Source organism: Angustibacter peucedani (genome assembly GCF_054779595.1).
Window position 1 is genome coordinate 1 of the sequence record NZ_BAAGXY010000032.1, and the last position, 17,608, is coordinate 17,608.

The window sequence follows — 17,608 nt, forward strand, 5'->3', positions numbered from 1 at the left end:
AGCTGGCGCTCGCCGTCCGGCCGCGCCGGGTCGTGCTCGCCGGCCTGCGGCACGCCCGGGTCGTGGCCGAGCAGAGCGGCCTGGACGTCGTCCGGCGGGCGCAGAACCTGCGCGGCGCCCTGGAGGTCGCACCGGGATGGCGGGCGCGCCTGGCCGGGCGCGAGGTGCTCGTGGTCGACGACGTCCTCACCAGCGGGGCCACCCTGCTCGAGGCGGCGCGCGCCCTGGAGGAGGGCGGGGCCGTCGTCCGGGGCGCCGTCACGGTGGCGGCGACGCCGCGCCGGTCGGCCCGGTGAGAACTGGTCACCCCCTCGCCCTGCCGCGAGGGGTCCGGCTGGCGTACGGTCGGGTCATGGGTCCCCGGACCGCAGCCCGCCCCGCCTCCCGGCCGCGCGGGCCCGTCCGCCCCCGGTGCTCCGCGGGAGCGTCCAGGGGGTGGTGCTGCGGCTGAGCGGGTTCGCACCCCTCCGAGCTGATCTCGTCCTGCAGGCCCTGTGCCGCAGGCGAAGTCCGCCACCCTCGCGGTCCCGCGCGGGTGTGTGAACGTCGATGAGGAGGTCCACATGGAGATCGTGGTCACCGGACGGCACGTCGAGGTCAAGGAGCGGTTCCGCCGCCACCTGGAGGAGAAGCTGGCCAAGGTGCCGCAGCTCGCCCCCAGGATCCAGCGCCTGGACGTCGTGATCTCGCACGAACCGACCAAGGACCGTGACAGCTGCGAGCGGGTCGAGATCACGTGCGTCGGGAAGGGTCCGGTCGTCCGCGCCGAGGCCTGCGCCGACGACCCCTACGTCGCCCTGGACCGCGTCTACATGAAGCTGCTCGAGCGCCTGCGCCGGCAGCACAGCCGCAAGGTCGAGCGCCGCAGCCGCGGCGTCGAGTCGCTGGCCCAGGCCGCGGCCCGCCTCGCGCCGCCGCTGCCCGAGGTCGGGGCGCCCGAGACCAACGGCACGGCCGCGGCGAACGGCAGCGCGTCGTCCGAGCTCGACGACAGCCCGATCCACATCCGCGAGAAGGTGCACGCCGCCGTCCCGATGACGCTGCAGCAGGCGCTGTACGAGATGGAGCTCGTGGGGCACGACTTCTTCCTGTTCTGCGACGCCGAGAGCCACCGCCCGAGCGTCGTGTACCGGCGCCGCGGCTGGGAGTACGGCGTCCTGCACCTGGACGTCGACCACGACGGCACCAGCGACGTCCCCGCCTTCAGCGACGCCGCGACGGGGTAGGGATGTCCGGCTCGTGACAGAATGCTGAGGTCGCCGGGCCTCCGACGACGTGAATGGGGGTCCGGTGACCGACGGCGAGTCCATCAGGGTGCTGGTCGCTGACGACCACGCCCTCTACCGGCGCGGCCTGGAGATGGTGCTCGGCGCCGAGGACGGCATCGAGATCGTCGGCGAGGCGAGCGACGGCGCCGAGGCGATCCGCCGCGTCGAGGAGCTGCTGCCCGACGTCGTCCTGATGGACATCCGGATGCCCCGCCGCTCGGGCATCGAGGCGTGCACCGCGATCAAGGACGTCGTCCCCTCGACCAAGATCGTCATCCTCACCATCTCGGACGAGGAGTCCGACCTGTACGAGGCCGTGCGGGCCGGCGCCAACGGCTACCTGCTCAAGGACGTGCCCGGCGAGGAGATCGCCGCCGGCATCCGCGCCGTCGCCAGCGGGCAGTCGCTGATCAGCCCGTCGATGGCCAGCAAGCTGCTCAGCGAGTTCGCCTCGATGATCAAGAAGAGCGAGGAGCGCCCGCAGCTGCCGGTGCCGCGCCTGACCGAGCGCGAGCTCGAGGTGCTCAAGCTGGTGGCGCGCGGGTTGGCCAACCGCGACATCGCCAAGGAGCTGTTCATCAGCGAGAACACCGTGAAGAACCACGTGCGCAACATCCTCGAGAAGCTGCAGCTGCACTCGCGCATGGAAGCCGTCGTCTACGCGGTGCGCGAGAAGATCCTCGATCTCACCTGAGCCGGTGGCGGTCCGCCTCGGCCCGGCGCAGGCCCGCGCGCTCGCGCACGTGGCGGCGCGGTCGTCCGGCCCGCCGCTGCCGCCCGACCTGCGGGTGACGCTGCACCTGCACCCCGACCGCGCCCACCCCGCCACCGGGTGCCTGCTGCTCGACCAGCTGGCCGCGGACGGCGGCCGGTACCGCTCGCAGTTCGAGACCGGCACGAGCAACGGCGGCCTCACCGCGCACCCCGGAGGCGACCGCTGGCGGTGGGAGAGCCGGATCTTCGGCGGCGCGTACGACGACCGGCCGGCGTCCGAGCGGCCGGTGTACGGGTCGCTCGACCACCGCCGCCGTCCGCACGGAGGATCGCCGCGCTTCGGCTCGACCCACCTGCGGCTGCGGTCCGACGTCCTGGACCGCACGACGTTCTGCTACCCGGACAGCGTGTTCGAGCCGACCGCGTTCGGCACCCGGGAGCGGGCGGGCGTGGTCGCCGTGGCCGACGCCGACGAGCGCGACCGGCTCGACGACTACGTCGAGGCGCAGGTGCACGGCCCGGTGCTGGTCGAGCGGGACGTGGAGGCGGTCGTGCTCGACCCCTGCTACCGCGGCACGGACGTGGAGCGGTCGGCGCGGCGGCTGGGCGTCGAGGTGGGCTGGCACCCGGGCTGGCGGCTGGGCGTGCCCGAGCTCGAGCAGCACGAGGCCTACCGAGGGCCGGCCGCCGTCGAGCTCGGACGACGGGTGGCGGTCGACGGCTGGTTGGACGCCCGGGTGGTGGGCCGGGCCGCGCGCGACGGCGGGCACGACCCGCAGACGCTCAAGCAGGTCTGGCACCTCGTGGCCCGGTTCGGCACGCCGGCGCCCTGACCCGGCCGGGCGGACGACGTCGCCGGGTGACGTTGTCGGTGGGGTCGGGCAGGATCGCCGCCATGACGTGGACCGCACCTGACGTGGAGGCCGTCGCCCGGCTCGGCACCGGCACCGAGCGCGAGCTGCTCGAGTACTGGCTCGACCAGCACCGCCGCACCCTGCGCTGGAAGTGCGCCGGCCTGACCGCCGAGCAGCTCAAGACGGCGTCCAACCCGCCGTCCACGCTGACGCTGCTCGGGCTCGTGCGCCACCTGGCCGACTGCGAGCGGTGGTGGTTCAGCCACCACGCCGCCGGTCTCGAGACCACCGAGCTGTACTGCACCGACGAGTGGCCGGACGGCGACTTCGACCTCGTCGCGGACGCCGACGCCGCGGCCGACCTCGAGACGTTCGTGGCCGAGTGCCAGGCCTCCCGCGAGGCGCTGGCCGCGGTGTCGCTCGACGACGAGGTGCGCGCGCCGTCCGGGCGGATCATCAGCGTCCGGTGGATCTACGTCCACATGATCGAGGAGTACGCCCGGCACAACGGCCACGCCGACTTCCTGCGCGAGCAGCTGGACGGCGCCACCGGTGACTTCGCGCCGTTCCTCGACTGACGTGGTCGCCCCGCCCGACCGGCTGACCGCCGGCGCGGCCCGCCGGGTCGCGCTGGCGGCCCAGGGATTTGCCGAGCCCCGCCCGAGCGGACCGGTGACGACCCGCCACGTCCAGCGCGTGGTCGACCGGCTCGGGATCGTGCAGATCGACAGCGTCAACGTGCTGGCGCGCAGCCAGTACCTGCCCTTCTACTCCCGGCTCGGCCCCTACGACACCGCGCTGCTGGACCGGGCGCGCGACCGTCGTCCGCGACGGCTCGTCGAGTACTGGGCCCACGCCGCCAGCCTGGTGCCGCCCTCGACCTGGCCGTTGCTGCGGTTCCGGATGGCTCGGGCGAGCGAGGAGGCCTGGGGCGGCATGGTGCGCGCCGAGCAGGAGCACCCCGGGCTGGTCGAGACGATCCTGGCCGAGGTGCGCGAGCGCGGGCCGATCACCGCGGTCGAGCTCGAGCAGGCGATCGCGCACGACGCCCCGCGCGACCGCAGCCACTGGGGCTGGAACTGGTCGGTGGTCAAGCAGTCGCTCGAGCTGCTGTTCTGGGCCGGGCGCATCACGTCGGCCGGTCGCACCGCGCAGTTCGCCCGGCTCTACGACCTGCCCGAGCGGGTGCTGCCCGCGGGCACGTGGGACGCCCCCGAGCTGCCGGACGACGAGGCGCGGCGGCAGCTGGTGAGCATCTCGGCGCGCGCCTTCGGCGTGGCCACCGAGTACAGCCTGCGCGACCACTTCCGCCTCTCGCCGGACGAGGGCCGGGTCGCGGTCGAGCAGCTCGTGGCCGACGGCGAGCTGCGGCCGGTGCAGGTGCAGGGCTGGTCCAAGCCCGGCTACCTGCACGTCGACGCCCGCCGTCCGCGCCGCGTCGAGGCACGGGCCCTGGTCAGCCCGTTCGACTCGCTGGTCTGGGAGCGGGCCCGCACGCTGGCGCTGTTCGGCTTCGACTACCGGATCGAGATCTACGTCCCCGGTCCTCAGCGCCGGTACGGCTACTACGTCCTGCCGTTCCTGCTGGGCGACACCCTCGTCGGCCGGGTCGACCTCAAGGCCGACCGGCAGGCCGAGGGCGGGGCCGGCGTCCTGCGCGTGTCGGCGGCGTGGGCCGAGCCGACGGCGCCGGAGCGCACCGCCGCCGAGCTGGCCGCCGAGCTCGCCGACCTCGCCCGCTGGCTCGGTCTCTCGCGCGTCGACGTCGTCGGGCCGGGCGACCTCGCGCCGGCGCTGGCCGAGGCGGTGCAGCAGCAGGTTCTCGCGGGTCTCTGGCAGAACCCGTGATGGTCGCGGGGGCGGGCCACCGGCGAGGATGGACGCCGTGACCACCACCCGTCCGCCGGCCGACGCCCGCGCCGCCGTCCCGCCGTCGGGGCGCCGGGTGCACCGCGCCTGGTGGGTCGCGCTCGTCACGTTCGGGGCGCTGATCTGCGCCGCCGGCTTCCGGTCGAGCACCGGCGTGCTGATGGAGCCGCTCGAGCAGGAGTTCGGCTGGAGCCGCGAGCTCACCTCGGGGGCGGTCACGCTCAACCTCGTGGTGTTCGGCGTGACGGCGCCGTTCGCGGCGGCGCTGATGGAGCGCTTCGGCATCCGGCGGGTGGTGGCCTGCTCGCTGCTGCTCGTCGCGGTCGGCTCGGGACTCACCACGCTGATGACCGCGCCGTGGCAGCTGGTCGCGCTCTGGGGACTGGCCGTGGGGCTCGGCACCGGGGCGATGGCGCTGGTGCTCGGGGCGATCGTGGCCAACCGGTGGTTCGTGCGGCACCGCGGGCTGGTCACCGGGCTGTTCTCGGCCGCGTCCGCGACCGGGCAGCTGGTGTTCCTGCCGCTCATCGCGCAGCTGTCGGTGCACCTCGGCTGGCGCTGGGCGGCCGGGCTGGTCGCCACGGTCGCGGTGCTGCTCGTGCCGCTGGTGCTGCTGCTGCTCGCCGACCGGCCGGCCGACGTGGGCACGACCGCCTTCGGCGAGCCGACGCGTGCGTCGTCCGGTGAGTCGTCCGGTGCGTCGCCCGGTGACCTCACCACCGACGACGGGAGCGGGGGGAACGCCGACGGGGCGCTGGAGGGCGCCCCCGTGCCGACCCGACCGCAGTCGCCGGCCCGGGTGGTGATCACGACGCTGCGGCAGTCCTCGCGCTCGGGCACCTTCTGGGTGCTCGCGGCCACCTTCTTCATCTGCGGCTGGTCGACCAACGGCCTGATCGGCACCCACTTCGTGCCGGCGGCGCACGACCACGGCATGCCGGTGACCACGGCGGCCAGCCTGCTCGCCCTGATCGGCGTGTTCGACATCGTCGGCACCGTCGCCTCGGGCTGGCTCACCGACCGCGTCGACGCCCGGTGGCTGCTGGTCGCGTACTACGCGCTGCGCGGGCTCTCGCTGCTCGTCGTCCCGGCGCTGCTCGGGCCGAGCGTGCACCCCAACCTGTTCCTGTTCGTCGTCTTCTACGGCCTGGACTGGGTGGCGACCGTGCCGCCGACGATCGCGCTGTGCCGCCAGCACTTCGGGCTCGAGCGCTCGGGTGTCGTGTTCGGCTGGGTGTACGCGTCGCACATGATCGGGGCCGGGATCGCGGCCAGCTTCGCCGGTGCGGTGCGGGCCTCGACCGGGTCGTACGAGCTGGCCTGGTGGACGGCGGGCGGCCTGTGCCTCGCCGCGGCCGTCGCGGTGCTGGGCATCCCGCGACCTCGCGCGGCCGCCCCGGCGGCAGCTCCCGAGCCGCAGCGACCTGCCCCGGAGCCCGCACCGGTCTGAGCCCACGCGGTTTCTTCACCGGCCACCCGGCTTCTCCACCGGACCTCCGCGGCGCCCGCCGTCGTCCCGGGCGCGCCGTCCCTAGCGTGACGCGCATGACCTCCGACGGTCCTGTCCCGGACCCCGCCGCTGCCGCCGTCCACCCGTCGCCCTACGCGTCGCCGCACCGTCCAGCCGTCGCGCCGCCCCCGCTCTTCCCTGCGCTGCAACGGTTCTGGGCTGCGCAGCGCGAGCCGGCCCCGGCGCGCACGGTCTGGGTCTGCGCCGCGGTGGGCGTCGTGGCCGCGGTGCTGCTGGTCGGACGGCGTCCCGCGGCCGCCGGCGCCGTCGTCGGCCTGCTGCTGTGGTCGGCTGCCGTGCCGGTGCTGCTGCGGCGCAGGGCGTTCGGCGACCTCGCGACCGTGGCGCTGTCGGTGGCGCTGGTCGGGGTGCTGGCGCTGCGGGACGCCGGCTGGGTGGTCGGCCTGTGCCTGGCGGCGGCCGCGCTGACCGGCGCGGCGGCGGCGACGTCGGCCCGCTCGGCCCCGGCCGTCGCCCTGGGCGTGTGGGGCTGGCTGGCCGGGTGCGCGCGAGCCGTCCCCTGGCTCGGGCGCGGCGTCGGTGCGAGCATCGGCACCCGGCGCGACCGGGTGCTCGGCCTGCTGCGCAGCGTCGCGATCAGCGCTGCGCTGCTGCTGGTCTTCGGCCTGCTGTTCGCCAGCGCCGACACCGTGTTCGCCAGCTTCCTGCCGAGCCCGGACGTCGGCCTGCTGCCGGTGCGGGTCGTCGTCGGCGTCCTGGTGGCGGTGGCCTGCGCGGCCTCGGCGCACCTCGCGCTGGCCGGCGCGCCGTGGTCGGACGTCGACCTGCCCGCGCCGCGACCGGCCCGCCGGGTCGAGTGGCTGCTCCCGGTGCTCTCGCTCGACCTGATGGTGCTCGCGTTCGTCGGCGTCCAGGTCTCGGCCCTGCTCGGCGGGCACCGGCACGTGCTCGAGGCGCACGGCCTGACCTACGCGCAGTACACCCGGCACGGCTTCGTCCAGCTGGTGGCGGCCACCGCGCTGACGCTCGTGGTGGTGGCGGTGGCCGCGCGTCGGGCCCCGCGCGGGGGAGCGCACGACCGGTTGGTCGCGCAGCTCGCCCTCGGGGCGCTCTGCGTCGGCACCCTGGGCGTGGTCGCCTCCGCGCTGCGCCGCGTCGACCTCTACGTCGAGGCCTTCGGGCTGACCCGGCTGCGGTTGCTCGTCGTGGTCAGCGAGGTGGCGCTCGGCGTCGTGCTGCTGCTCGTGGTCGCGGCCGGCGTCCGGTGGCGCGCGGGCTGGCTGCCGCGCGCGCTGGTGCAGGTGGTGGGGCTGGCCGCGCTGGCGCTCGCGCTGGTCAACCCGGACGCCCAGGTGGTGCGGCACAACGTGGCTGCCCAGCCGCTGGCCGACCTCGACCTGGTCTACCTGCAGCAGCTCTCGGCCGACGCGGTGCCGGCGATGGCCGCGCTCGACGAACCGCTGCGCTCGTGCCTGCTGGCCGGCGCGACGACCACGGGGCCGCACGGCTTCGCCGACTGGAGCTGGGGCCGGGCCCGGGCCGCCGACGCGGTGCGCCGTCAGCCGGTGGTCGAGGGCCTGACGCCCTGCGCCGCGCTCGGGGCCGCGCGGTACGTCGGGCCCTAGGCCGGCCGGCCCTCGGCCTCGGGCGGCCGGCGGCAGAACGAGCGGCGGTAGTCGGCGGGGGCCAGCCCCACCACCTTGCGGAAGTGGTGGCGCAGCAGGGCGGCCGAGCCGAACCCGCAGCGGTCGGCGATCTCGTCGACGCCCAGGCTCGAGTCCTCGAGCAGCCGACGGGCCAGCAGCACGCGCTGGGTCGTGAGCCAGCGGTGCGGCGTGGTGCCCGTCTCGGAGACGAAGCGCCGGGCGAAGGTGCGGTCCGACATCCGGGCGCGGCGCGCCAGCGTCGTGACGGTGTGGTCGTCGCCGAGCCGGTCGAGCACCTCGTCCAGCAGCGGCTGCAGGCTCTCGGCGTCGACCGGCACCGGCTGCTCGATGAACTGCCGTTGGCCGCCGTCGCGCTGCGGCGCCACGACCATGCGGCGCGCGATCGCGGTAGCCGGCCCGGCGCCGACCTCGCGGCGCACCAGGTGCAGGCAGGCGTCGATGCCGGCCGCCGTGCCGGCGCTGGTGACCAGGTCGCCGTCGTCGACGAACAGGACGTCGGGGTCGACCTGGGCGGTGGGGAAGCGGGCCGACAGGTCGCTCACGTGCCGCCAGTGGGTGGTGCAGCGGCGGTCGTCGAGCAGGCCGGCGGCGCCGAGCAGGAACGCCCCGCTGCAGACCGAGAGCAGGATCGCGCCGTCGTCCGACGCCTGCCGCAGGGCGTCGAGCACCGCGGGCGGGTACTCGTCGCGGATGGTCGCCGCGGGAACCGCGACCAGGTCGGCGCCGCGCAGGCCGTCGAGCCCGTGGTCGGGCACGACCTGCACGCCGACGCCGGTCTGCAGCGGCTCGCCGGGACGCTCGGCGCACACGCGGAACTCGAACGCGGGCACGCCGTCCTCGGTGCGGTCGATGCCGAACACCTCGCACAGCACCCCGAACTCGAACACGGCAGCGCCCTCGACCAGGACGACGGCGACGGTGCGGATCACGCCCTCACTGTAGTTGGCAGGAACTTGTTGCACAACGGCTTCTCTGCCACTGTTGGCAGGAATCTGCTGAGCGCAGAATTACTGCCATGAACACCGTGCTGATGGCCCTGGTCCTCACCGCTCTCCTCGCCCTGGTCGTGCGCCGGCTCGAGGTCAACCACACCCGCGGCGCAGCCACGCCGTGGGGCGCACCGCTCGGCGCCGACCGCGCGCTCGACCGCGACGCCGAGCGCGTCGCCGCCGACACGTCCGTCGCCGCGATCTCCCACCCGGCCCGCCGTCGGGCCGTCCGTCCGGTGGCGCGCCCGCACCGCCCGGTCGGCGCACCGCGCGCCGCGTGACCCGCCCGAGCCGCGCGGCTCACCCCAGCGGCTGGACCTCGTCCGCGAGCACCTCGTGCAGGACGAGGTCCTCCCGCGTGCCGTTGCCCAGGCGGTCGAGCCGCCGGGCCCGCCCGATCTCACGCATCCCGGCGGCCGCCGCGATCGCCCGCGAGGCCGCGTTGCCCTCGGCCGCACGCAGCACGACGCGGTCGTACCCGAGCCCGCCGTCCTCGACCGGGAGCACGACGTGCCGGACGACGAGCCGGGCCGCCTCCGTCATGACGCCGCGGCCGCGCTCGGCCGGGTGCATCCAGTAGCCGACCTCCGGCTCGACCAGCTGGCCCTGCAGCTCCATGACCGAGACCGCCCCGAGGCAGCGGTCGTCGTCCGGGTCGGCGACGCACCAGTAGATCCCGTTGGCGCGGGCGTGCTCCTCCTCGCGCGAGCGCAGGTACCACTGCGCGTCGGCCAGCGTGTACGGCGTGGGCAGCCCCGGGAGCCAGTGCTGGGTCACCGGGTCGGAGCACGCCTCGGCCACCCGCGCGGCGTCGTCCTCGCGCCAGGGGCGCAGCACGACCTGGTGCCCCGTGATCGGCACGGCCTCGAGCCACGGCCCGGTCGGCGCCAGGTCGTCGCCGCGCACGACCGACCCGACCCAGGCGTCGTGGCGGGCGCCCTCGTGCTCGGCGTAGCCGCGCACCGCGCCCTCGACCCGGATGCCGCACGCCCACGCCACGCGGCGGGCGCCCCAGTTGCCGACCTGCGACCACCACTGGACGACGTCCAGCCCGCCCCCGCCGTCGGCCGCGTCGGTGAAGCCCCAGTCCAGCAGCAGGCGCACGGCGCGCGACACCACGCCGCGGCCGCGCGCCCACGGGGCGAGCGCGTAGCCGAGCTCGGCCCCGCCGCCGCCGAGCGGTCGCAGCTGCACCTGCCCGGCGAAGCGGGCCTGCCCGGCGTCGTCGACCGCCTCGACGGCGAGCGTCCAGCTGCGGTCGGCGTCCCACGCCTCGGCCCGCTCGGCGACGAACCGCTCGGCGTGCTCGCGCTCGGGCCCGAACGGCACGCGGGCCCAGCGGCGCACCTGCTCGTCGGACCACAGCGCGCGCACGGCGTCGACGTCGTCCGGCCCGTGCGGTCGCAGGGTGATGCGGTCGGGGTCCTCCCCGTCGGTCAGCGTGGGCGCCTGCACGGCCCCAGCCTGGCGCGCGGTCGCGGTGCGCCGCAACGCCGTTCAGGATGGCCTCATGACGTCCCCCACGACCGAGGTGCACGACGACCCCGACCGCCACCGCTACGTCGCGACCGTCGGCGGGGCCGAGGCGGGCTTCGCGGCCTACCGCAGCGACGGCGCGACCGTGACCTTCACGCACACCGAGGTCGACGACGCCTACGAGGGCCAGGGCGTCGGGTCGACCCTGGTGCGAGCGGCGCTGGACGACGTCCGCGAGCGTGGGCTGCGGGTGCGCCCGCTGTGCCCGTTCGTGGCCGCCTGGCTGCAGCGCCACCCCGACTACCAGGACCTGGTGCGGCCGCCGGCCGGCTAGGACCCGGGGGAGTCCTCGCGGACCCGCCCGTGCAGGCACACGTCGTGCCGGACGACGGGGGCGTCGGCGTGCTCGCGCAGCGGCAGGTAGCGGTCGCGCCGGCCCTCGACCGGGAAGCCCGCGCGCAGGGCGGTGCGGCAGGACGGCGCGTTCTCGACCGAGTGGTCGAGCTGCACCCGCTCGACGTCGCCGCTGTCGGGGTCCAGCAGCCAGTCGGTGACGGCCCGCAGCACCGAGCCGGCCACGCCCCGACCGCGCGCGGCGGCGGCGACGCCGTAGCCGACGTCCAGCACCGAGAAGCCCGGCGGGTGCACGTCGCGCCAGTCGAAGCTGCCCAGCACCTGCTCGGGGTGGTCGGCCTCGACGACGGCGAACGACGTCGGCCGGCCCTGACGCTCGCCCTCCATGGCGGCGCGCACCCGCTCGGCGCAGTTCTGCTCGTCCGGCAGGGTGACCGTCGGCGACCACCGGCGCATCTGCTCGTCGGACAGCAGCGCGACCAGCTGCGGGACGTCGTCCGGTCGCCACACCCGCACCAGCAGGTCGCCGACGCGCAGGCCCTCCTGCGGCCACCGCCCGGTCGCGGGAACGGTCGGCGGCGGCGGTTCGTCCATGGGGGCAGTATGTCCGAGCGCCAGGGTCCGGTCGGCGCGGGTGCGGTGCGTACGATGGACGCGGCCCGCGTGCTGCGGGCCGGTGCTGCGCCGTGGCCCCGGGCCGACGGCTGCGCGCAGGACCCGACCACACAGGAGACATGGCGTGCCGAAGATCGTCGAGAAGATGCTGCGGGCGGGCGAGAAGCGGCAGGTCAAGAAGCTGGTCGGGCTGGCCACCCAGGTGAACGCGCTCGAGGACGACTTCGCCCGGCTCAGCGACGCCGAGCTGCGCGAGGAGACCGACCGCTTCAAGGCCCGCATCGCGGACGGCGAGTCCCTCGACGACCTGCTGCCGGAGGCCTTCGCCACGGTGCGCGAGGCCTCGCGGCGCACCCTCGGCCAGCGCCACTTCGACGTCCAGCTCATGGGGGGCGCGGCCCTGCACCTCGGCAACATCGCCGAGATGCGCACCGGTGAGGGCAAGACCCTGGTCGCCACCGCGCCGGCCTACCTCAACGCGCTGTCGGGCAAGGGCGTGCACGTCGTCACGGTCAACGACTACCTCGCCGAGTACCAGAGCGACCTCATGGGCCGCGTGCACCGGTTCCTCGGCCTGAGCGCCGGCTGCATCCTGTCGTCGATGAACCCCGCGCAGCGGCGCGAGATGTACGCCTGCGACATCACCTACGGCACCAACAACGAGTTCGGCTTCGACTACCTGCGCGACAACATGGCCTGGAGCGCCGACGAGCTCGTGCAGCGCGGCCACAACTTCGCGATCGTCGACGAGGTCGACTCGATCCTGGTGGACGAGGCCCGCACGCCGCTCATCATCAGCGGCCCGGCGGACCAGCCGACCAAGTGGTACGTCGAGTTCGCGCGCGTCGTGCAGCGGCTGCAGCGCGACCGCGACTACGAGGTCGACGAGAAGAAGCGCACGGTCGGCGTCCTGGAGTCCGGCATCGACCGGGTCGAGGACTACCTGGGCATCGACAACCTGTACGAGAGCGCCCACACCCCGCTGGTCGGCTACCTCAACAACGCGGTGCGGGCCAAGGAGCTGTTCAAGCTCGACAAGGACTACGTCGTCATGAATGGCGAGGTGCTGATCGTCGACGAGCACACGGGGCGCATCCTGGCCGGCCGCCGCTACAACGAGGGCATGCACCAGGCCATCGAGGCCAAGGAGGGGGTGGAGATCCAGAACGAGAACCAGACGCTGGCCACCATCACCCTGCAGAACTACTTCCGCATGTACGACAAGCTCGGCGGCATGACCGGCACGGCCATGACGGAGGCGGCCGAGTTCAACCAGATCTACAAGCTGGGCGTCATCGAGATCCCGACGAACCGGCCGATGGTGCGCAAGGACCAGTCCGACCTCGTGTACCGCACCGAGGAGGCCAAGTTCAGCGCCGTCGTCGACGACATCGCCGAGCGGCACGCCGAGGGCCAGCCGGTGCTGGTCGGCACCACCAGCGTCGAGAAGAGCGAGTACCTCTCCCAGCAGCTGCGCCGCCGCGGCATCTCGCACGAGGTGCTCAACGCCAAGCACCACGAGCGCGAGGCCGCGATCGTCGCGCAGGCCGGCCGCAAGGGCGCCGTGACGGTCGCCACCAACATGGCGGGCCGCGGCACCGACATCATGCTCGGCGGCAACGCCGAGTTCATGGCCGTCGCCGCGCTGAAGCAGAAGGGCCTGGACCCGGCCGAGACGCCCGAGGAGTACGAGGCGGCCTGGCCGTCGGCGCTCGAGGACGCGCAGAAGGCCGTCGCCCGCGAGCACGACGAGGTCACCGAGCTCGGCGGCCTGTACGTGCTCGGCACCGAGCGCCACGAGTCGCGCCGCATCGACAACCAGCTGCGCGGTCGCTCCGGCCGCCAGGGCGACCCGGGCGAGAGCCGCTTCTACCTCTCGCTGCAGGACGACCTGATGCGGCTGTTCAACGCCGGCCTGGTCGACCGCGTGATGTCGACGTCCGGCATCGGGGACGACACCCCGATCGAGTCCAAGATGGTCTCCCGCTCGATCGCCTCGGCGCAGAGCCAGGTCGAGGGCCAGAACTTCGAGATCCGCAAGAACGTCCTGAAGTACGACGACGTCCTGAACCGCCAGCGCGAGGTCATCTACGAGGAGCGCCGCCGGGTGCTGCACGGCGAGGACCTGCACGAGCAGCTGCGGCTGTTCGTCGACGACGTGGTCGGCGGCTACGTCACCGAGGCGACCGCCGACGGCTTCGCCGAGGAGTGGGACCTCGAGCAGCTGTGGACCGCGCTGCGCTCGCTGTACCCCGTGGGCCTCACGATCGACGAGCTGCTCGAGGAGGCCGGCGGCCGGCAGGGGCTGACCGCCGACATGCTGCACGCCGAGCTGGTCTCGGACGCGCAGGTCGCCTACGACAACCGCGAGAAGGCCCTGGGCGGCGAGGTCATGCGCGAGCTCGAGCGCCGCGTGGTGCTGAGCGTGCTCGACCGCAAGTGGCGCGAGCACCTCTACGAGATGGACTACCTGCAGGAGGGCATCGGCCTGCGCGCCATGGCCCAGCGCGACCCGCTCGTGGAGTACCAGCGCGAGGGCTTCCTGCTGTTCAACGCCATGAACGAGGCGATCAAGGAGGAGTCGGTCGGCTACCTGTTCAACCTCGAGGTGCAGGTCGAGGAGGGCGAGCCGGCGGCCGTGCAGGACGACGAGTCCGCCGCCCCGCAGGACGACCACCCGCACATCGTGGCCAAGGGGCTGGGCGAGCCGCAGCGCCCGTCGCACCTGCAGTACTCCGCGCCGTCGGTGGACGGCGAGGGCGGCGTCGAGGTGCGCGACAGCGAGGCGGGAGCAGCCGCCGCGACGCAGGACGTCGAGTTCCCCGGCACCCCCAAGAACGCGCTGTGCCCGTGCGGGTCCGGCAAGAAGTACAAGCGCTGCCACGGGGCCGGCCTGGCCTGACGCTGGTCAGCCGCACTCGAGGGCTGTGACGCGCCACCGGCCGTCGCGGCCCTCGAGCCGTACGGCCAGGGCGTGCGCGCGGTGCGTGCCGAGCACCACCGCGCCGACCTCGGCCACGCCGTCGGCCGGCTCGCACACCCGCACGCTGCGCACCACCGGACGGCGGGTGCCGGGCCGTGCGCCCGGCCGCGGTCGCGGCAGGGTGAGCGCGCGCACGCGCTCGTAGACCTCGGGCGTCGTCCACCGCAGCAGCTGGGTCGCCGGACGGTGCCCGCCCATGACCTCGACGAGGACCTGCACCAGCCGGTGGCTCCACCGCTGCGGGTCGGGCAGCTCGGCCCGGCCCGTGGGCACCGGGCCGAAGTCGTCCTCGCCGTCGCCCGCGGCCGCTCCGCCGAGCACCAGCTGCAGCGTGCCCTGCACCGGTGCCGCGGCCGCCTCGTCGGCCGGCCCCGGGGCGGACGGCAGCCAGGTGCCGTCGTCCGGCACCAGCTCGACGGGCGGCGTCAGGCACGGCACCGGGAGCTGGCGCAGCGCGGGCTCGTGGGCGACGGCGCTCATCGCGGGGCTCCACCGGGCGCGACGAGGCGCGTGCCGGGCAGCAACCGGTCGGGATCGGCACCGACGCGGTCGCGGTTGGCGTGCCACCAGCGCGGCCACTGCGCGGCGACCTGGGCGTCGGTGGCGCCCGGCCCCAGCTGCCGGGCGGCCAGGGACCACAACGTGTCGCCGCGTCGCACGACCACGTCGTCCGCCCGGTCCGCCTCGACGTGACGGCGGCCGTCGGAGGTCACCAGGTCGGGGGCGGCGGGGCCGCGGTTCGGCGCGCTCGCCACCCAGCCGGCGGGCGGCAACGACGGCAGCGAGGGCGCCGACGGCAGCGCTGCCGACGGACGCTCGGGGGGACGGGCGGCGGCACCGGTCCACCCGGCGTCCGGGAGGTGCCGCGCGCTCGCCGCCGGGTGAGGTGCCGCTCCGGCGGCCGTCGCGGTGCCGATCCCCAGGGCCGCGCCGAGGCAGAGCACCACGACCGGTCGTAGCGAGCGCGGGCTGAGCCGCACCGCCCACCGCGCCGTGCGGCGCGAACCGACCGCCGGGCCGACCCGCGCGACCAGCACCAGCAACCCGACCAGCACCAGCCGGACGACCAGCAGCGCGAGCAGCACGACCGCCACGCCGGTCAGGACCTCGGGCAGCTGCCGCGGTGCGGCAGCGCCCTCCCCGAGCAGCACCGGTACCCATCGACGTCCCATCGCAGCCCCCTGCTTGATGTCGTTTGCCTGCGTTTGCTTGCATATGGAGCCTGCCGGCATCGACGGCTCCGCGTCAAGAGGAGCCCCACCACCTGTGGACGACGGGGCGCGGCTAGCCTGCGCGCGTGCGGTGGGAGCGGCTGTTCGACGACCTCGAGGCGCAGCTGGCGGCGCAGGACCGCGCCGATCTCGCCGACGAGGTGGCCGAGCGCACGCGAGCTGAACGGGCGCGCGTCGAGCTGGCCGACCGGCTGGTGGCGTGGCGTGACCAGCCGCTGGCCGTGCACCTGGCCGGCGGTCGTCGGCTCGCCGGCGCGGTGCGCGACGTCGCGCAGGAGTGGCTGCTGCTCACGACGCCCGAGCTGGTGCTCGTCCCAGCCGGCGCCGTCCAGGGGCTGACGGGCCTCGGTCCGGTCGCCGCCACGACTGGCCGCGACGGGGTGGTGCGGCGCCACTCGCTGGCCGCCGTGCTCCGCGCGGTGGCCCGCGACCGGAGCCCGGTGCGCGCCGACCTGCGGGACGGCGCGGTGCTCAGCGGCACCGTCGACGCCGTGGGCGCCGACCACCTCGACTTCGCCGAGCACGCCCCGGACGAGCCGCGCCGCGCCGCTTCGGTGACCGCGGTGCGCACCGTGCCCTTCGCCGCGCTCGCCAGCCTGCAGCCGGCGCCCGGGACGTCGTCCCTGGGCTGAGGGTCAGACCGTGGCGTCGTCGTCCGCGGCGCCGCGCGGGTGGGCGTCGACGAACGCGCGGGTCTGCTCGTACATGCGCTGGATGTAGGCCTCGAGCTCGCTCGCCTCGACCCGCCACTGCCCGCGCCCGCCGATCTTGATGGCCGGCAGGTCGCCCGAGCGCACGAGCGCGTACGCCTGGGCGGCCGAGACGTTCAGCTGCTCCGCGACGTCGGGCAGCGTCAGGAACCGGGGCGGCATGGCGTCGAGTATTCCACCGGCGGCCTGGGGACCCCGGCCGCACCGCGCCGGGCCTGTGGACAGGGTGTCGCACCCGCGTCCGTTTTGCGCCAGAGTGTGCTCCGCACGAGACCCGTGCACGACGTTCCTCGGGGGGACCGCATGCCTGCGCCGACGCTGCCCGCGCCAGCCACCAGCACCACCAGCTCGAGCCGTGCGGGGCACCGCGCGCAGGCTCCCGGCGGCCTGCCCGCACCGGTGGCGCGGCGGCTGCGCCGGCCGTCCTGGCGCGACCCGCGGCTGGTCGTCGGGCTCGCGCTCGTGCTCGCCTCGGTCGTGCTCGTCGCCCTCGTCGTCCAGCACGCCGACGACACCCGACCGGTCTGGGCGGCCCGGCGCGCGCTGACCCCCGGCGAGCAGGTGACCAGCGCCGACCTCGTGGTGCGCGACGTGCGGGTCGCGGGTGGTGACGAGACCTACCTGCCGGCGACCGGCGACCTCGCGGCCGGCCAGGTGGTGCTGCGCTACGTCGGTGCGGGCGAGCTGCTGCCCCGCGCCGCCGTCGGACCGCGCGACCAGGTCGACCTGCGGCCGGTGGCGGTCCCGGTGTCACCCGAGGCCGCCGACGGCCTCCAGCCCGGTGCGCTGGTCGACGTCTGGGTGGCCGACCGCAGCGACGACCGGCAGGACGCGTTCGAGCGGCCGCGGCTGGTGGCCGCCGGCGCCCAGGTCTCGGCGCTGACCGCCACGCACGGCGCGCTGGGCGGCACGACGACGTCGGCGGTCCGCCTGCTGCTGACGCCCGACCTGGTGCCCGTGGTCGTCGAGGCGGTCGACAACGAGGCGCGCGTGACGCTCGTGCCGGTGCCCGCCACCCTCGCGGGGACCGGTTCGTGAGCGCGCCGGTCCGGGTCGTCACCGCCGTCAGCGGCGCGTGCGAGGGGCCGCTGGTGGCCGGCCTGGGGACGCGCCGCGAGGTCGAGGTGGTGCGCCGGTGCGCCGACGTGGCCGACCTCGTGGCGACGACGGCCGCCGGGCTGGCGCAGGTCGCGCTGGTCTCCGCCGACCTGCGCGCGCTGGACGCCGACGTCCTGGACCGGCTGCGCGGCAACGGGTGCGCCGTCGTCGCCCTGGTCGCGCCGGACGACGTCGCGGACGGCCGGCTCGCCCGCTGGGGACTCGCGGTGCTGCCGGACGACGCCCCGACGTCCGACGTGGTCGCGGCGGTGCTCGCGGCCCGGCACGCCGGGGTGCTGGTCGGGGCC

Annotated in this window: 19 protein-coding genes and 1 pseudogene; 14 read left to right on the forward strand and 6 right to left on the reverse strand. The window is 75.2% G+C overall.

Going from position 1 to position 17,608, the window contains the following annotated elements:
- The 8 genes from ACYVJ4_RS07455 to ACYVJ4_RS07490 all read left to right on the forward strand — a co-directional run.
- The coding region (locus ACYVJ4_RS07455) for a ComF family protein (RefSeq protein ID WP_460459483.1) at positions 1 to 296 on the forward strand (296 nt) is incomplete at its 5' end.
- A gap of 267 nt (positions 297 to 563) precedes the next feature.
- The gene (gene hpf, locus ACYVJ4_RS07460; RefSeq protein WP_460459484.1) at positions 564 to 1,226 is read left to right on the forward strand and encodes a ribosome hibernation-promoting factor, HPF/YfiA family; all 663 of its coding nucleotides are present in this window, start codon (positions 564 to 566) and stop codon (positions 1,224 to 1,226) included.
- A gap of 64 nt (positions 1,227 to 1,290) precedes the next feature.
- Positions 1,291 to 1,962: a response regulator gene (locus ACYVJ4_RS07465; RefSeq protein WP_460459485.1), complete on the forward strand. Its 672-nt coding sequence runs from the start codon at positions 1,291 to 1,293 to the stop codon at positions 1,960 to 1,962.
- 4 nt (positions 1,963 to 1,966) lie between these two features.
- A complete protein-coding gene (locus ACYVJ4_RS07470) occupies positions 1,967 to 2,815 on the forward strand; it encodes a DUF3626 domain-containing protein (RefSeq protein WP_460459486.1) in 849 nt (282 codons plus the stop codon).
- 62 nt (positions 2,816 to 2,877) lie between these two features.
- Positions 2,878 to 3,414, forward strand: coding sequence for a DinB family protein (locus tag ACYVJ4_RS07475; protein ID WP_460459487.1), 537 nt, complete (start codon positions 2,878 to 2,880; stop codon positions 3,412 to 3,414).
- Between the two features lies 1 nt (position 3,415).
- Entirely contained in the window at positions 3,416 to 4,684 is a 1,269-nt protein-coding gene (locus ACYVJ4_RS07480; RefSeq protein WP_460459488.1) for a winged helix-turn-helix domain-containing protein, read from the forward strand.
- A 28-nt stretch (positions 4,685 to 4,712) separates the two neighbouring features.
- Positions 4,713 to 6,155 (forward strand): MFS transporter, encoded by a 1,443-nt coding sequence (locus tag ACYVJ4_RS07485; RefSeq protein WP_460459489.1) that lies wholly within the window; start codon positions 4,713 to 4,715, stop codon positions 6,153 to 6,155.
- Between the two features lie 95 nt (positions 6,156 to 6,250).
- Entirely contained in the window at positions 6,251 to 7,801 is a 1,551-nt protein-coding gene (locus tag ACYVJ4_RS07490) for a DUF4153 domain-containing protein (protein WP_460459490.1), read from the forward strand.
- On the opposite strand, the gene ACYVJ4_RS07495 is transcribed toward ACYVJ4_RS07490, so the two are convergent.
- Complete coding sequence (locus ACYVJ4_RS07495) at positions 7,798 to 8,772, reverse strand: GlxA family transcriptional regulator (protein ID WP_460459491.1); 975 nt, start codon at positions 8,770 to 8,772, stop codon at positions 7,798 to 7,800. The two genes, ACYVJ4_RS07490 and ACYVJ4_RS07495, sit on opposite strands and share 4 nt — an antisense overlap.
- An 86-nt stretch (positions 8,773 to 8,858) precedes the next feature.
- On the opposite strand from ACYVJ4_RS07495, the gene ACYVJ4_RS07500 reads away from it, so the two are divergent.
- Positions 8,859 to 9,113, forward strand: a complete 255-nt coding sequence (locus ACYVJ4_RS07500) for a hypothetical protein (RefSeq protein ID WP_460459492.1) — start codon at positions 8,859 to 8,861, stop codon at positions 9,111 to 9,113.
- A gap of 19 nt (positions 9,114 to 9,132) precedes the next feature.
- Here the strand turns inward: ACYVJ4_RS07500 and ACYVJ4_RS07505 are convergent, their stop codons facing one another.
- Positions 9,133 to 10,287: a GNAT family N-acetyltransferase gene (locus tag ACYVJ4_RS07505; RefSeq protein WP_460459493.1), complete on the reverse strand. Its 1,155-nt coding sequence runs from the start codon at positions 10,285 to 10,287 to the stop codon at positions 9,133 to 9,135.
- Between the two features lie 55 nt (positions 10,288 to 10,342).
- Between ACYVJ4_RS07505 and ACYVJ4_RS07510 the strand changes: the two genes are divergently transcribed.
- Positions 10,343 to 10,642: a GNAT family N-acetyltransferase gene (locus ACYVJ4_RS07510; RefSeq protein WP_460459494.1), complete on the forward strand. Its 300-nt coding sequence runs from the start codon at positions 10,343 to 10,345 to the stop codon at positions 10,640 to 10,642.
- Here ACYVJ4_RS07510 and ACYVJ4_RS07515 read toward each other — a convergent pair.
- A complete protein-coding gene (locus tag ACYVJ4_RS07515; protein WP_460459495.1) occupies positions 10,639 to 11,256 on the reverse strand; it encodes a GNAT family N-acetyltransferase in 618 nt (205 codons plus the stop codon). The genes ACYVJ4_RS07510 and ACYVJ4_RS07515 overlap by 4 nt on opposite strands.
- 145 nt (positions 11,257 to 11,401) lie before the next feature.
- Here ACYVJ4_RS07515 and secA point away from each other — a divergent pair, with 145 nt between their 5' ends.
- Positions 11,402 to 14,179: a preprotein translocase subunit SecA gene (secA, locus tag ACYVJ4_RS07520; protein WP_460459496.1), complete on the forward strand. Its 2,778-nt coding sequence runs from the start codon at positions 11,402 to 11,404 to the stop codon at positions 14,177 to 14,179.
- A gap of 6 nt (positions 14,180 to 14,185) precedes the next feature.
- Here secA and ACYVJ4_RS07525 read toward each other — a convergent pair whose 3' ends face one another.
- Both ACYVJ4_RS07525 and ACYVJ4_RS07530 read right to left on the reverse strand, forming a co-directional pair.
- Positions 14,186 to 14,740, reverse strand: coding sequence for an Rv3235 family protein (locus ACYVJ4_RS07525; protein ID WP_460459497.1), 555 nt, complete (start codon positions 14,738 to 14,740; stop codon positions 14,186 to 14,188).
- Positions 14,737 to 15,432 (reverse strand): LysM peptidoglycan-binding domain-containing protein, encoded by a 696-nt coding sequence (locus tag ACYVJ4_RS07530; RefSeq protein WP_460459498.1) that lies wholly within the window; start codon positions 15,430 to 15,432, stop codon positions 14,737 to 14,739. The genes ACYVJ4_RS07525 and ACYVJ4_RS07530 overlap by 4 nt, the downstream gene beginning before the upstream one ends.
- 125 nt (positions 15,433 to 15,557) lie before the next feature.
- On the opposite strand from ACYVJ4_RS07530, the gene ACYVJ4_RS07535 reads away from it, so the two are divergent.
- Complete coding sequence (locus ACYVJ4_RS07535) at positions 15,558 to 16,124, forward strand: hypothetical protein (RefSeq protein ID WP_460459499.1); 567 nt, start codon at positions 15,558 to 15,560, stop codon at positions 16,122 to 16,124.
- 3 nt (positions 16,125 to 16,127) lie between these two features.
- On the opposite strand, the gene ACYVJ4_RS07540 is transcribed toward ACYVJ4_RS07535, so the two are convergent.
- Positions 16,128 to 16,364, reverse strand: coding sequence for a helix-turn-helix transcriptional regulator (locus ACYVJ4_RS07540; RefSeq protein ID WP_460459500.1), 237 nt, complete (start codon positions 16,362 to 16,364; stop codon positions 16,128 to 16,130).
- A 141-nt stretch (positions 16,365 to 16,505) separates the two neighbouring features.
- Here ACYVJ4_RS07540 and ACYVJ4_RS07545 point away from each other — a divergent pair, with 141 nt between their 5' ends.
- Together ACYVJ4_RS07545 and ACYVJ4_RS07550 are read left to right on the forward strand one after the other, a co-directional pair.
- A complete protein-coding gene (locus ACYVJ4_RS07545; protein WP_460459501.1) occupies positions 16,506 to 17,240 on the forward strand; it encodes a CpaB family protein in 735 nt (244 codons plus the stop codon).
- Positions 17,237 to 17,608: pseudogene (locus ACYVJ4_RS07550) on the forward strand (AAA family ATPase); the annotation flags it as partial. The gene ACYVJ4_RS07545 and the pseudogene ACYVJ4_RS07550, both read left to right, overlap by 4 nt.

Excerpts from the sequence above, each read along its gene's own strand:
- hpf (WP_460459484.1), top strand. The coding sequence starts at position 564 with ATGGAGATCGTGGTCACCGGACGGCACGTCGAGGTCAAGGAGCGGTTC.
- ACYVJ4_RS07475 (WP_460459487.1), top strand. The coding sequence starts at position 2,878 with ATGACGTGGACCGCACCTGACGTGGAGGCCGTCGCCCGGCTCGGCACC.
- ACYVJ4_RS07485 (WP_460459489.1), top strand. The coding sequence starts at position 4,713 with ATGGACGCCGTGACCACCACCCGTCCGCCGGCCGACGCCCGCGCCGCC.
- ACYVJ4_RS07490 (WP_460459490.1), top strand. The coding sequence starts at position 6,251 with ATGACCTCCGACGGTCCTGTCCCGGACCCCGCCGCTGCCGCCGTCCAC.
- ACYVJ4_RS07500 (WP_460459492.1), top strand. The coding sequence starts at position 8,859 with ATGAACACCGTGCTGATGGCCCTGGTCCTCACCGCTCTCCTCGCCCTG.
- ACYVJ4_RS07510 (WP_460459494.1), top strand. The coding sequence starts at position 10,343 with ATGACGTCCCCCACGACCGAGGTGCACGACGACCCCGACCGCCACCGC.
- ACYVJ4_RS07515 (WP_460459495.1), bottom strand. The coding sequence starts at position 11,256 with ATGGACGAACCGCCGCCGCCGACCGTTCCCGCGACCGGGCGGTGGCCG.
- ACYVJ4_RS07525 (WP_460459497.1), bottom strand. The coding sequence starts at position 14,740 with ATGAGCGCCGTCGCCCACGAGCCCGCGCTGCGCCAGCTCCCGGTGCCG.
- ACYVJ4_RS07530 (WP_460459498.1), bottom strand. The coding sequence starts at position 15,432 with ATGGGACGTCGATGGGTACCGGTGCTGCTCGGGGAGGGCGCTGCCGCA.
- ACYVJ4_RS07540 (WP_460459500.1), bottom strand. The coding sequence starts at position 16,364 with ATGCCGCCCCGGTTCCTGACGCTGCCCGACGTCGCGGAGCAGCTGAAC.
- ACYVJ4_RS07545 (WP_460459501.1), top strand. The coding sequence starts at position 16,506 with ATGCCTGCGCCGACGCTGCCCGCGCCAGCCACCAGCACCACCAGCTCG.